Genomic DNA, 13808 nt, shown 5'->3' on the forward strand with positions numbered 1-13808 from the left:
GTGGCAGGGATAGATTCTTTCCTTTCGCTTGGTTGGCGGTGAGAACCCCACCAGTCACACAGTGGCGAGGAAAAATCACAATGCCAGGCCACCGCACTCTCACCTGAGTACGTATCAAGCCACCCCATAATCCGCCAGGTTCACCACCCGATCCGCCCGGCGCGCGATGGTCTCGTCGTGCGTGACCACCAGCATTCCCTTGCCCTGCTCGTGCACCAGGGAGAAGAGCTGATCGGCCACCTCGTCGCGGGTGAGGGTGTCCAACGCCCCGGTGAGCTCGTCCGCGAGGATCAGGGATGGGTCGGTCACCAGGGCACGGGCAATGGCGGTGCGTTGCCGTTCCCCGCCGGAGAGGTCCCTGGCCAGGGTGTTCGGCGGTACGCCCAAGAGACCCAAGAGGTCTCCGGCGCGATCTCCCCCGTCACCAGAGCGATCCATCATCATCTGCGCCACCGCCACGTTGTCCCGCGCCGAGAGTTCAGGGAGCAGCTCCCCGTCCTGGAAGATCACGCCGATGTTCTCGCGTCGCACGGCGGCGGCCCGGGTGCGGGGCACGCCGTTCATGCGTTTCCCCATCACCTCAATCTCCCCCACCGGGGCGGGCGCCAGGCCCAACACCTGGTTGAGCAGCGTGGACTTGCCCACGCCCGAGGGCCCCACCACGGCCAGCGCCTCACCGGCCCGGACTTCCACGTCCAACCCCGTGAAAAGGGTGCGCCCGGGGACGTCGGCACGCAGCCCTGCGATTCTTAGGACACCCATGTTCCCACCTTCCACTCGGTCATCATCATTCGCGCGCGGAAGAAGGACACGGCGGTGGCCACCGCCAGCCCCAATCCCACCGCCGCCGCGCACAGCAGGAGGAAGGGCAGAGCATAGGACGCGGAGGAACCAAAGGAAAGCGCCAGGGCGGAGGAGAGCATGAGCGCCATGCCGCCACCCACCGCAAAGCCCAGGAACACCGGCACGCTCAGGCGCACCAACGCCACTCCCCGGAGCACGCGCCCGGAATCCGAGAGCACCACCAGCGGCCCCATGCGCCGCATGGTGGCGGAGACGTCCGCCAGAAGAACGATGAAAATGCCGCAGAGCATGATCGCCAGGGCCGCAAGGGAGAAGTACCCCACCCAGGCTGCCTGTCGCGCGCCCATGCTCGCGCCGTAATAATCCGAGGTGGCGGGGCTCCAGGTACGCCACATGGGCACGGTGTTTCCGGCCACGGTTTCCTTGATTCCTCGGAGGTCGGCGGACTGCCCCTCCGGGTATATCACGGAGATCACCACCTCGCCCAGATCTTGTTCAAACCCACCCGCCAGTATCGCGTCGAGCGGCACTCGCTGCGCCTCCCGTCCCCCGAAGAGGTAGCGGCGGTATGCGTCGCCTACCGGGGCGTCGTCACGCCCAAACGGTGCGTAGCGTGGCACGCAGCCCTCCTCCCCGCAGACGGTCTGGGTGAGCACGATGGTGGCACCGGGGGCCTGCCGGGAAAGTTCCGGGAGCAGCGCCTCCGAGCCTGAGTAGAAGCCCATCTGGGGAGAGATCTCCACCACGGAATCCCGGAACTCCTCGTGCGCGGCCCGCGCCTCGCGGGAACCCTCCGCCCAGGAGACCAGGAAGCCCTGCACCTGCGTGCCCACGAGCAGGCAGGCCGCCACGCTCACGCCCAGCACCGCCACCGGGCGGATACCATGCATGATGCCCGCAGCCCCCACTATCGACGCCGGGCTACGCCGACGCTCCCCCGCTTCCGCACCGCAGCAGAAACCCGCAGCATGAGGTATCCCACCAGGTCAAAGAGGGTAAATACCACCACCAAGAGCGCAACAAGGTAGACGAAGAAGAGCAGTTGCGAGCTCGTGCGCTGCACCGCCACCAGCACGCCGACGGCCGCCGGGGCCGCCAGGAAGCACGCCAGAGCGCGGCGGGGGCTAAACTCCCGTTCCCGGGCGCGCGGCCGATTGGCCGCGAGGTTCTTGGGTACCACCAGGGAGGAACGGAGGTAATAGATAAGGAATACCAACCAGGAGCACAGCATGGCCCCCAGGATCACCGGAAGCCCCGCGCGAATATCCTCGCTCCATACGCCGTTGCCCATGCCGGGCAGGCGCAGGCCGTACGTTCCCGCGAAGGCCATCGCCGCCATGGGCAGCGCTATCGCCCCCAACAAAGGCCACCACACCTGCGCCGCCATCCACCGCAGGCGCTCCCGCCAGGAATATCCCAAGGTAAAGCGCAACATGTTCTGCCGCTGCCTCCCTTCACGTCCCTGCGCCACGGCGATGATTCCCAGGATCGCGGCAGCCACCCCCACCGTCAGGGCATACGCGGCGGCAGCCAGGGGGAAGGGTACCGTCTCTATGACCTCACCCGTCCCCATGCCCACAGCGCCGTAGCCCGTGCTAGCGGTCATGAAGCTTTCCCGGATTTCCTCCGGCATGGTGCGGGGAACCACATAGGCCAGGGCCTCGTTCTCGGTAGCTAAACCTTCCCTCCCGATGGTGCCCACCACCTGGCCATACCTGGAATCCAATCCCTCCCCGGGCTCCATCTCCTGCAAGGCCGGAGAGAGCACCGCCTCACCCGGGTCGGGCCACTGCGTCACGCCGGGAGGGAGAGGAGCGTTCTCCGCCAGGGGCCACAGATATATCAAGGTGGCGTCCAACGGGGTATCCACCATCGAGTCATGCACCTCGCGGTACAGGAAGGCGGCTTCCTCCCCCTCGGCGGCCACAACGGGAGTGCGGGCGGTGTCGCGCCCCTCTATGCCGGAGTAGGCGGTGGGCATCGTCCCCAGCCCGGCGCTAGCAAGCCCGAGGATCAAAACAGCGAGGAAAAGCGACACCGAGGCAAAGCGGGGCGGGCGCGCCAGGTAGCCTAGCCCGCTCACCCCGGAGGAAGAGCGTCTCATGAGAACCCCCATCGTCAGAACCCCCATCGTCTGCCGCCAAAAAAGGGCGGCACATGTGAGATGAATTACCTACACAAAAGGTACGGCACAGAAAAATCTAAGGCAACCCTCACTTACCCCTAAAACCAGCCCTCCAACACCTGCGCCACCCCACACTCATCATTGGTGTCCGTCACCAGATCCGCCGCCTCCTTCACCACCGGGGCCGCGTTCCCCATCGCCACACCCACCCCAGCCCAGCGCAGCATCTCAATGTCGTTGGGCATGTCCCCAAAACACACCACGCGCTCCCGCTCCACCCCGTACCTGCGCGCCAAATCCTCCACCGCGAGCCGCTTAGTCACCCCCGGGGCCGCCACCTCCAGCATGCCCTCCGACATGGAATACGTCAGGTGCGCCACCCGCGGATCAAGGGCCGGGGCGATCGCCTCATACATCTGCGCCGAGGTCATGTACTCATTGCGCAGCAGCAACTTCACGGCGGGCTCCGCCAGCACCTCCGCCTCCTCACACACGGAAAATCCCTGCGCCTCCCAGGTGTGTACGTACTGCGGGCTAACCACAAAAAGTTCCCCCTCCGGGTCAAAGGCAGAAGTGCCACACCGTTCCACGGCCACGCTCATCTGCACTCCCCGCTCCCCCAGCGCCGCGCGTGCCCGAGCCACCACATCCCGCATTGTGTCCGGGGCTAGCTCATGCGCCCGCAGGATCGTATCCGTGACGGGATCATAGAGCACCGCCCCGTTCGCCGTGGCACACACCGGGCGCACCGGCAGTTGCTCCAACACCGGAAAAATCCAGCGGTGCGGCCTCCCCGTAGCCAGCGCCACCGCGCATTGCTTATCGACGGCCCTCCCCAGCACCGCTCGCAGCCGTTCCGGCACCCGCTCCGCAGAGGTGATAAGGGTTCCATCAATATCGCTAACGATGAGCTGGGGAGGCGGGGTAGTCACGGGGTTGATTGTAGCGGGGCCTCAGCATCGGTCCCGAACAATCGCTCCGCGATGGCAGTAGCACAAAGACACAGGACAAAACATACACAGAGAAAACGGCATAATGATCTTCCAATGCGTGACGAATCATCGGTGCCGTTCCACCCAAGCCCGCCACCGCTACAGAATATGGAACTCCGTTACCAATACCTTTCGACGAACCCGCCATAACCCGCACCACGGCCACAGGTATTGCCGAACAGACAAGGGAAAGTGGGACTATAGACAAGAAAATTGCAACAAGATAAAAAATATTAGACGGATGCAGTCCAGGAAAATTTAGTAGCAGCATTACCGGACTAAACACACAGAGAACGATCAGGAAATTTCTATATCTACGCAAATGATTTTCACCATCCCAGCGAAGCCCTGCCACAAAAACCAATATCGAGAATATTAGCGTTTGCAAAAACGATAGAATAAACATTTTACGCTCTGAGATTCCAAAGTACTCCACCCCAGCAACGACCGCAGTAGATACCCACAAATTATAACAAACCACAGTTCCCGATGACATGAAAAATATTAAAGAAAACTTAACAAAACTTAACCCGCCCGAAACTTTCCCCTCCACCAATAGTGCTGATCTACCTGCAATATCATCCATACGGCATAAGAAAATAAGTATCACCAACCCCGCAACGGCCCCCAACACAAGCGGAATTCGCCACCCCCACACATACATCCTATCATCTTCCAACAAAAGATCAGATAGTAATATCACCAACAAGGACACACATTTTCCCACAGCCGCCATGGAATAAACAAGCGAAGAAGAAACTCCCCCTCCCCTCCGTACAGTCAAGTCAAAGCTCGCAACATTGACCGCGGCGCTTACTCCACCATGCGCAAAACCCAACAAAAGACGGCACAGCAGCATCAGATAAAATGCCAACCATCCCTGCCCTAAATCTGAGGGAACTGCCGCCATAAACGATATCAACAAAACGGCCAACAACATCCCCAGTTTCATGGCATGAAGATAACCCCGAATATCCGACATATTACCAAAGAAATACCCACCCACCGGACGTGACAAAATCCCACCGCAAAGATTAATAACCCCATCCCCGCAGAATTTTCCATCTCCCCCCATAAGCCTTCCGGCAAGTACGGAAGTAAAGCAAGGTAAGTCACCCACTCATAGCCCTCCACACCCGACACCAATCCAAGAGCCAATGAGCGCTGACGCAACCTCGACGAATCATCATGCCTGCACATGCCAGAAATAGAACCACAGACCCACAGCCAAAGTATGAAATATACCACTGGAAAGATTGGATCATCCATCTGACCTGCACGTTTTCTTGAGCATGCATGAACACAGCCGCTTCATCCGCGCTACTTCAACTTGCACAGCGCCAAGATTCCCCTCATCATGTGGGCATTGGACTGAGAGTCGCTCCGTAGACCCCTTGCCAACAAGCCCAAGCCTCATCCGATTGCACCAAATGAAAATCGTGCCATGTAACGGCACCGATTCTATGCAAACCAGAGGCACATCAAGGGGTCACCATGAGCAGTACAACGACATCTCCACTTTCCCACTCCACTCTCGTTCCCCGAGAAAAAGTCCATCGCGACGCGCTCTCGGAGGTGTACTTAACCGACATCATCTGCGATCGGTTCCCGCATTTCCGAGTAGGGATTCATCTACCAAAGTCTCACAGCTACTACAGCGATCACATTGGTCTTGCCGAGAAGCACTATGATCCACTTCTATTGCTGGAAGCTTTTCGCCAAACGTCCATCCTCATCACCCATACCCATCTCAATGTAGATCTCAATCAAGCTTTCATCTTTAACTATGGAGAACTTCACATAAACTCCCATGCGGCTACACAGATCAGTATTTTCCCCGGTAATGGGGAGATAAGCGCCACCATTACCGACGAGAAAAAACGCAGTGAAGAAACAATCGGAATAACGCTGGACATGACCTGCGTCCTTCGTGACCGTACCGCTGCCACCATGAAAATGATCATTCAGTGGATGCCCAAAGACGTGTGGATGCGCATCAGAAATAAGGGTAGAGAGCGAATCAATCTTCCAGTATATTCACCCAACACATACCCCGACCCGAGCCGAAGCTCGCACACCTTACCAGGAGTACATATTCCAGAAGTACTTGGAAGAAGAATTGATCACAATATTGTCCTAGGAGAATACCAGGATCAAGAAGAAACATTTCAAGTCGATGTCCTCGTTAATCAGCACCACCCCAGCCTATTCGATCACCCGCTTGACCATATCCCCGGAGCAGTCCTCTTTGAGGCATTGCGCCAATCAGGGATACTCTTCACACATGAGAAATATGCACTGAGCGCACGCCGACTTCTCCTTCAATCTCTAGCTATAGAGTTCCTTCGCTTTGGAGAACTCGATCTACACACCAAGGCCATCATCAGAGAAAAAGAGTCCACCACTATGGGGTTCGTCGTTTCGATTGACCTTCTCCAAGAGGATGAGGTCATCGCACGCGGAAAAGCTCATTTCACAAAACAGCCAATACTTGATACTGAGGAGTAATCATGGAAATGACCATACCTGAGTATGGAAAATATTCCCACTATAACACTATTTTCTTTGACTTCGGCGGAGTCCTCTCTCCCCCTCTTGACGTTCTATTCCAGTCCTATGAGGAAAAAACGGGAATCAAAAAGGAAGAATTATCAAGCGCCATGTACAGCGTGGCAAGGGAGATGAAAGTTCCCACCCTGGCACCGATTGAACTTGCGCTGATTACAGAAGAAGAGTGGATGAGACGCATTCACTCTTGGCTCAATAAGAGAAAGATAGATACTTCTAGATCAGATTTAGATTTTGGGCGGCAGTGGTTCGCCGGCCATACGGTAAACGGTTCAATGAAAGACCTCCTACTGAGACTAAAGGATAGTGGATACAAGGTGGGGTTACTCACTAATAATGTAAGAGAGTGGGAACCTTACTGGCGTTCGATGGTTTGCCTCGATGAGCATGTAGACACAATCATTGATTCCTATGCCGTGGGGGTACGGAAGCCGGATCCGGCTATCTTCCTCCTTGCAACCGAAAAGATTTCTTCCGAGCCCAACCAGTGCATCCTGATTGACGATCTTAGGGAGAACTGTCTATCCGCAGAATCTTGCGGATGGTCTTCAGTTCAATTCTCCAGCGATGAACAGGTAGTACAAGACATCATTGGCCTACTGAGCCGAGAAGCAAAGGATGGTAACCGTGACTAAAAGTACTCAGGGAGGAAAAACCCAATGTTCTCCTCGCAGCCATCCTCCTTGCCGTAGTGATCGTACCAATGGGCGTATCAGGAACCGGAGTAGCCTTACCTTATATCGCCTCGGACCTGGGATCTCATCCGACCCGGTTGCAGTGGGTTGTCAATGGATTTAATTTGACCTTCGCGGTATTCAGCCTGGTTGCCGGATCCATCTCCGACCACCTGGGGCGAAAGCGCGGATTGCTTCTAGGGTCTTTTATATTTGGCCTATCGGGTGTACTTAGCGCCCTAGCACCAAACCTTATAATTCTTGATATAGCCCGTGGCATCGCAGGAATTGGTGCTGCAATTATATTCGCCTGTTCGGGAGCATTACTTGCCGTTACCTTTTCAGGATCGGCCTCTGCTCGTGCATTTGATTTGTTCGGCACTGCGGCTGGCGTCGGACTTGGTCTCGGCCCCACCGTTTCCTCACTGGCAATTGCAGCAACGGGATGGAAAGGGATATTTTGGTTCAGCGCAGTGGCTATAAGTATCTCAATCTTCCTTACTTTGGCTTCAAGAATAAGAGATACCTCTACCCCCAACCAAAGTAAGGTAGACTATCCAGGGGCCATCACTTTTGCCGCCTCGTTGAGCCTAATTATTACCGGCATAGCCCAGAGCAATACCTGGGGGTGTACTTCCTTGGGTACAGTCACCTTAATCTGTCTAGGTATGGTATTGTTCATCGCGTTCATTTAGGTAGAAAAAAATGCAGATAACCCTCTTCTCGATTTGAGCTTACTCAAGTCTCCCCGCATGGTAGGCCTTCTTTCCGTACCAGTTGCAGGCGCAATAGGGTTTGTAACTTTACTCACCTATTACCCTACTTTTCTCACTATCGTCTGGAAATTATCTTCGCAGAAACTAGGAAAGGTCATGCTCATCATGACTATTCCAGTAGTTATCGGCCCTCTCATTGCCGGGAAACTCTACAATAAAGGGGTCCCTGCTCAGATTATTCTATCTAGCAGCATTGCATTTTTCGCGCTCGGCGCAGCCCTACTCACAGTCCAGGACACGACTCCAAGCATTCCCTCCCTCATCATCCCATTCCTCATAATTGGACTTGGATTTGGACTAGGAGTCGGACTAGTTGATGGACAAGCAATTGGATCAGTTCCCGAAGAGAAATCTGGAATGGTATCGGGCCTCGTTTCCACCGTTCGATTGGGTAGTCAAGCAATAGTAGTTGCAGTATTCGCAGGAATTTTGAGCACCAGCGTCGGAGCAGGTGTCAAGAAAACACTCCCCGACAAGATCGCAGAGGAAGATCAAAAGGAATCATCAATAAAGTAGTCAGTGGAGAAATCGGAGGCATACACATCACCGACATTGAGATAAACTCCTTGCAAGAAGCTTTTAGCCAAGGACTGACCCCAATCCTATGGACGCTTGCGGCAATAAGTCTTATACTATCCATCACAGTTTTCGCATTGCTAAGCAGCAGAAACTCTGCCGTTAAATCTACGGAAGGATAAAATGAATCCCCTTGTGACAGATATTCCAAACCTGGATACTCCTGCTCCCTATATTCGCGAGTGGAAGGGAGAAGATGGCCTAACCCGGGTTCAACTCCCCAGCGGCCACGAAGCAATCAGCCTTAGTGATTATGATCAGGTTAAAACCCTCATGCTCGACCGCAGCGCCAGTCGGTCTCTCTGCAATGTAGAGGGCGGCCCCTCTTTCATGCCGACCAACTGGGCACCAGAGGTTCTCATTAATCTCGATGCTCCTATCCATGGCCAGGTTCGTCGGTTCGTTTCTCACGAGTTTAGCGCTCGCGCTATCAGTACTCTCGTTCCCACGATCATCGGCTTAACTCATCAATGCCTTGATACCCTACAAGAATCTTCTCAACCAGATCTTGTTACAGACGTATTTCGTATCGTGCCTGCACAGGTAGTCTGTACCATGCTTGGCGTGAGCACAGATCGCGCCACATGGATGAATAATTTAGGGCGGATAATACAGATGGCACCCCGGGATAATATTGAAGTAATTGAAGAATCCTGGACGGAGCTATACGGCTGGGTTCAACGGTTGGTAAAAGGAGAAGAACATTCTAGCCCTGGAGGCTTGGTTGATATCTATCGTAAGCGTTCCATGCAGCCAGAGTTCCATGATATCTCCGAGACCCTCCTAGCTGGAACGGTCATGGGAATCGTCCTCGGCGGCGATAACAACGTGAGTACCATGCTTTCAAAAATCGTCTATACAGCTTTAGCTTTTCCTAAATTCTACGGCGGAATTGTCTCGGGAGAAATACCAGTAGAGGGATTCGTTGAGGAGATCTTGCGCCTTATGCCGCTAGGCACTCCCGGTTCCTTCCCGCGCGAGCTAACTCAACCCCTCCCCATTGGGGAAAGAGAACTATCTGTGGGTACAATCGTATATCCGTACATAAACGCAGCCAACCGGGACCCCAAGGTATTCGAGAGACCGCTAGAGATTAATCCTTTCCGTCCTGGTAAAAAACATCTACAGTACGGTTACGGCATGCACCGTTGCATGGGTTCCGCCCTAGCGCAAATAGAGTTAATTACGATAATTGGAACCATTGCGGAACGTTTTCCCAATCTCCAACTTTCCCTTGCCCCCTCAGACATACCCTGGGATAGAGGAATAGGTTTACGCAGACCTTCCCGCCTTCCCGTTTTTCTTGGATAGAAGGGACAGAAGATCATGAGAAAACACTATGACGTAGTTATCGTCGGTGGTGGCCCCGTAGGAATGTTGGTGGCCAATGAGTTAGCATTACACGATATTTCCGCTGTGGTGCTAGAAAAGCGTCACACGATCAGCGAATACCCGAAGGCTGGTACCTATCATGCGCGCGCTATCTCTACGCTCATCCGTCGAGGCATCGTAGCTTCTCCACGGCGTACCACCGATCACTTGGCTAATACAGTCGAGCCGTTTCAGTTCGCAGGGTATCCCTGGCTCAGCCTCCGTACTCGAACAATTGATGGACCAGTTATGCTTGGCATCGCGCAGGCGGATCTTGAACGAGCAATTAGCCGCCATGCGGAAGGCTGTGGTGCCAAAGTTTTGCGAGGGCATTGCGTGACTGCGGTTTCACAAACGGAGACGGAAGCTTTCATCCAGTCTCTTGATGATGAGGGGAACGAGCACTCTTTCACCGCAGACTACGTTATTGGTGCTGACGGTGGACGGAGCATAGTACGGCAATCGGGAGATTTTGATATTCGAGAATATGCTCCCACCATGCGCGCCATGCTCGGTTTGGTCTCCCTCCCCCACCCAAATCAGATTCCTAATGGCTGGTCACACACTCCACGAGGGTGGACTCTACTAAATCATAATCCCTATGGAGAGAGCCGACTGATTGTTTTTGAATTCGATGGCCCTGTCTCCGATCGTAAGGCTTCAGTTACCCCCGAAGAGTTTTCTTCCGCCGTTGAACGTGTCGTCGGCAATCCCGTGGAACTAGTTTCCCCCCATTACTTGAATCGGTTTAGCGATTATAGTCGCATAGCCCGAAGCTATCGCGATCGCCGTCTTTTCCTCGCCGGAGATGCCGCTCATATCCATTACCCTCTCGGAGGTCAGGGCCTCAATACCGGAATCATTGATGCCGTGAACCTGGGATGGAAAATCAGCGCCGTCCTCTGTGGGGCGGCCGAGGAACAATTGCTCGATACTTACGGACAGGAACGGGAATCGGCAGGTCAGTGGCTGATTAATAATACTCGCCTGCAATCCCTCATGATGAACCCTGACCCTATCTACGACACAATCCGTCACACCATGGCGGAAATGCTCTGCCACCAGGAATCACACGATTGGCTGGCCGACCGCATCAATGGGGTATCTGCTCAATACAGCGTGGGACTGGAGGAATACCCGGATCTTGATGGAACGTTCATGCCTGATTTAGAGATCGCGTTAAATAAGGAGATTACTACTATTAGTAGACTGCTCGGTGACGGGAAGTTTTTAATTATTTCAACAGAAAAGATCCTCAAAAATATTCCAATCCCCAAGTTCACCAATCCCATATCTCTCAGTAAAGAACTCCCTCAAGACTTCCCCGAGGTCATTGTTGTTCGTCCCGATGGTTATATCGCCTGGGCAGGAAGAGCAGAAGAAGAGAAAACTATGTTATCCTGCTTGCATAGTTACTTCTCGCTGACTTGCAATAACGAGGAAAAGGCACATGACTGAGAGTTGGTTCCTTGTGGACACGGTAGGCGATTCTCCCTCCGTCCTGCGTATCGGCGCTCGGTCAAAACAATGGCGTCCACTCTCCAACAAATTTCGAGGATCAGTGCGCACCACCGTTCTTCGACTCTTAGAGACCGTCCTGAATAACCTCAAACAATCCCAGGTACTTGTGGATCTTGCCGGACCAGGTCTGGCCGTAGCCTTTCCAGTCTTAGGAGTTACCCGCCATGTTCACGGGGTACTGATGTGGATAGGTGATCCCACGTATAGTCTTCCCAGGGAACCAGAAACAGAGGCATGGGGATGGGATCTCTCCGATCGGGCCGTTCCCTCCGCCGTTGTCAAAGCCAAAACTCCCTTTTCTCCAGGAGAAACGCTGACAGACTGGCTATCTCGTTTTCCCGGCCAGCCGATATTCTGCGTGTGGCTCAACAAATCCGCACAGCACAAACGGGAGCAAGACATAGCGGGGAGTATCTCGATCAACACCAGCGCGTCCATAAGTACACAATGCGATGCGTAGATACTTTTGAGGGCACCAGGGTGATAGGTGTCTCTGTGACTCTGCCCGAGATTCTCGCCAGCACCGATGTTGATGTTATATCTAGGAATATATTTGATCAGACCGCACTGGCGGCAAAACACGCCCCCGCTTTCCTGGACGATGCTTCACACCGCGTGATTGCGTGGCTTTCCCCACAACGGCCCAATCTCCCCGAGGCCGTATTACATGGCTTTGATCCCCTTCCCGCCTTACCCAAAGGCACCACGCCAGCGCCCGCCACAGACGGCATTCTTCTTACGCATATCCCCATGTAAATACGACGTGCCACCGGGCACCCCAACCCCGGTGGCACACCTGGCGGACCGTAAAACCTAGTCCGCGTCATACTCCCAGTTCAGCGAGCGCTTCACGGCGCGCTGCCACTCCCCGTAGAGGGAGTCCACCTGTTCCTGCTCCATGGTGGGCTTCCACACGGTGGTGGCGTTCTCGTCCTGGCGCAGCACCTCAAGGTTGTCCCAGTAGCCCACGGAGATGCCGGCGGCCAGGGCGGCGCCGGTGGCCGTGGTCTCGATGTTCTTGGGGCGTACCACGTTGGTGCCCAGGATGTCCGCCTGGAACTGCATGAGCAGTTCGTTCATGGTCATGCCGCCGTCCACGCGCAGGTCGGTGATCTCCACGCCGGAGTCGGCCACCATGGCGTCGGCCACCTCGCGGGTCTGGTAGGCGGTGGCCTCCAGCACGGCGCGGGCGAGGTGCTTGCGGTTGGCAAAGCGGGTGAGTCCCACGATGACGCCGCGGGCGTCGGGGCGCCAGTGCGGGGCGAAGAGCCCGGAGAAGGCGGGGACGATGTACACGCCGCCGTTGTCGGGTACCTCGCGGGCGAGGTTTTCGATCTGCCCGGAGTTGGGGATGATCTGGAGGTTATCGCGCAGCCACTGCACCAGGGAGCCACCCATGGAGACGGAGCCCTCCAGGGCGTAGACGGGGCGTTCGCCCTCGATCTGGAAGCACACGGTGGTAATCAGGCCGTTATCGCTCCATTTGGGCGTGGTGCCGGTGTTGAGCAACAGGAAGAGGCCGGTGCCGTAGGTGTTCTTGGCGTCGCCGGGGCGGAAGCAGCCCTGGCCGAACATGGCGGCCTGCTGGTCTCCGAGGACGGCGCGGATGGGCACGCCGGGAAGGGAGCCGCGGGCGCGGATTGTGCGGAAGTCGCCCAGGGAGGGGCGGATCTCCGGCAGCATGGACATGGGAATGTCCATGGCTTTGCAGAGCTCGGGGTCCCATTGCAGGGTTTCGAGGTCCATGAGGAGGGTACGGGAGGCGTTGGTGACGTCCGTGGCGTGGACGGCGGGTTCGCCTTCATCGCCTTCGGCGCCGCCGGTGAGGTTCCACAGCAACCAGGTGTCGATGGTGCCAAAGAGGAGGTCTCCGGCCTCGGCGCGCTCGCGCGCGCGTTCAACGTTGTCCAGGATCCACTTGATCTTGGGGCCGGAGGGGTAGGAGTTGATGCGCAGGCCGGTGGTCTTGCGCCAGCGGTCGGGGCCCTCTTCCCCGGCGAGTTCGGCGCAGAGCTCGCTGGTGCGGGTGTCCTGCCACACGATCGCGTTGTACACCGGCTCGCCGGTGTTCTTGTCCCACACGATCGTGGTTTCGCGCTGGTTGGTGATGCCCACGGCGGTGATGTCGTGGCTGGCTACGTCGCTATCGGCGAGCGCGCTACCCACGGCGCGGCGGGTGTTGTCCCAGATCTCGATGGGGTTGTGCTCCACCCAGCCCTTTTGGGGGAAGATCTGCTCGTGCTCGAATTGCCCCGAGGCCACCTGGTTGCCGTCGTGGTCGAAGATAATGCAGCGCGTCGAGGTCGTGCCCTGGTCGATGGCCGCAACGTATTTGCTCTGGCTCATTAGTTCACTTGCTCCGTTTAAGTCTGTCCGTATTGTTCTACGGCTAAGCCCCCGT

The 13808-nt window shown here is 56.0% G+C and carries 12 protein-coding genes and 1 pseudogene; 7 read left to right on the forward strand and 6 right to left on the reverse strand.

Features of this window, described 5'->3' with window-relative positions; translation table 11 throughout:
- Positions 1 to 114: 114 nt before the first annotated feature.
- The 5 genes from Cocul_RS11220 to Cocul_RS12415 form a co-directional block, all read right to left on the reverse strand.
- Positions 115 to 762 (reverse strand): ABC transporter ATP-binding protein, encoded by a 648-nt coding sequence (locus Cocul_RS11220; protein ID WP_055123369.1) that lies wholly within the window; start codon positions 760 to 762, stop codon positions 115 to 117.
- Positions 750 to 1694, reverse strand: coding sequence for a hypothetical protein (locus Cocul_RS11225; RefSeq protein WP_150114474.1), 945 nt, complete (start codon positions 1692 to 1694; stop codon positions 750 to 752). The genes Cocul_RS11220 and Cocul_RS11225 overlap by 13 nt, the downstream gene beginning before the upstream one ends.
- 17 nt (positions 1695 to 1711) lie before the next feature.
- Positions 1712 to 2908, reverse strand: coding sequence for a hypothetical protein (locus tag Cocul_RS11230; RefSeq protein ID WP_150114475.1), 1197 nt, complete (start codon positions 2906 to 2908; stop codon positions 1712 to 1714).
- A 119-nt stretch (positions 2909 to 3027) separates the two neighbouring features.
- On the reverse strand, positions 3028 to 3861 hold the full coding sequence (locus Cocul_RS11235; RefSeq protein ID WP_055123372.1) for a Cof-type HAD-IIB family hydrolase: 834 nt from the start codon (positions 3859 to 3861) through the stop codon (positions 3028 to 3030).
- The gene (locus Cocul_RS12415) at positions 3830 to 5041 is read right to left on the reverse strand and encodes an MFS transporter (protein ID WP_150114476.1); all 1212 of its coding nucleotides are present in this window, start codon (positions 5039 to 5041) and stop codon (positions 3830 to 3832) included. Before Cocul_RS12415 ends, Cocul_RS11235 begins: the two co-directional genes overlap by 32 nt.
- Before the next feature lie 374 nt (positions 5042 to 5415).
- On the opposite strand from Cocul_RS12415, the gene Cocul_RS11240 reads away from it, so the two are divergent.
- The 7 genes and pseudogenes from Cocul_RS11240 (at position 5416) to Cocul_RS12955 (ending at position 12163) form a co-directional block, all read left to right on the forward strand.
- The gene (locus Cocul_RS11240) at positions 5416 to 6429 is read left to right on the forward strand and encodes an AfsA-related hotdog domain-containing protein (RefSeq protein ID WP_082422310.1); all 1014 of its coding nucleotides are present in this window, start codon (positions 5416 to 5418) and stop codon (positions 6427 to 6429) included.
- A 2-nt stretch (positions 6430 to 6431) separates the two neighbouring features.
- On the forward strand, positions 6432 to 7124 hold the full coding sequence (locus tag Cocul_RS11245; protein WP_150114477.1) for an HAD family hydrolase: 693 nt from the start codon (positions 6432 to 6434) through the stop codon (positions 7122 to 7124).
- A gap of 68 nt (positions 7125 to 7192) precedes the next feature.
- Positions 7193 to 8455: pseudogene (locus Cocul_RS12085) on the forward strand (MFS transporter).
- Positions 8456 to 8638: 183 nt separating this feature from the next.
- Positions 8639 to 9826 carry a cytochrome P450 gene (locus Cocul_RS12090; RefSeq protein WP_082422311.1) on the forward strand — a complete coding sequence of 396 codons (1188 nt, stop codon included), beginning with the start codon at positions 8639 to 8641 and terminating at the stop codon, positions 9824 to 9826.
- Between the two features lie 15 nt (positions 9827 to 9841).
- Positions 9842 to 11344 carry an FAD-dependent monooxygenase gene (locus Cocul_RS11565; RefSeq protein WP_069723633.1) on the forward strand — a complete coding sequence of 501 codons (1503 nt, stop codon included), beginning with the start codon at positions 9842 to 9844 and terminating at the stop codon, positions 11342 to 11344.
- Positions 11337 to 11867, forward strand: a complete 531-nt coding sequence (locus tag Cocul_RS12950) for a GAF domain-containing protein (protein WP_245622229.1) — start codon at positions 11337 to 11339, stop codon at positions 11865 to 11867. Before Cocul_RS11565 ends, Cocul_RS12950 begins: the two co-directional genes overlap by 8 nt.
- Positions 11868 to 11902: 35 nt before the next feature.
- Positions 11903 to 12163, forward strand: coding sequence for a hypothetical protein (locus tag Cocul_RS12955; protein WP_150114478.1), 261 nt, complete (start codon positions 11903 to 11905; stop codon positions 12161 to 12163).
- A gap of 57 nt (positions 12164 to 12220) precedes the next feature.
- On the opposite strand, the gene glpK is transcribed toward Cocul_RS12955, so the two are convergent.
- The gene (glpK, locus tag Cocul_RS11265) at positions 12221 to 13753 is read right to left on the reverse strand and encodes a glycerol kinase GlpK (RefSeq protein ID WP_055123376.1); all 1533 of its coding nucleotides are present in this window, start codon (positions 13751 to 13753) and stop codon (positions 12221 to 12223) included.
- Positions 13754 to 13808: the final 55 nt, after the last annotated feature.

The sequence above is a fragment of the Corynebacterium oculi genome, from assembly GCF_001412105.1.
GTDB classification, from domain to species: domain Bacteria; phylum Actinomycetota; class Actinomycetes; order Mycobacteriales; family Mycobacteriaceae; genus Corynebacterium; species Corynebacterium oculi.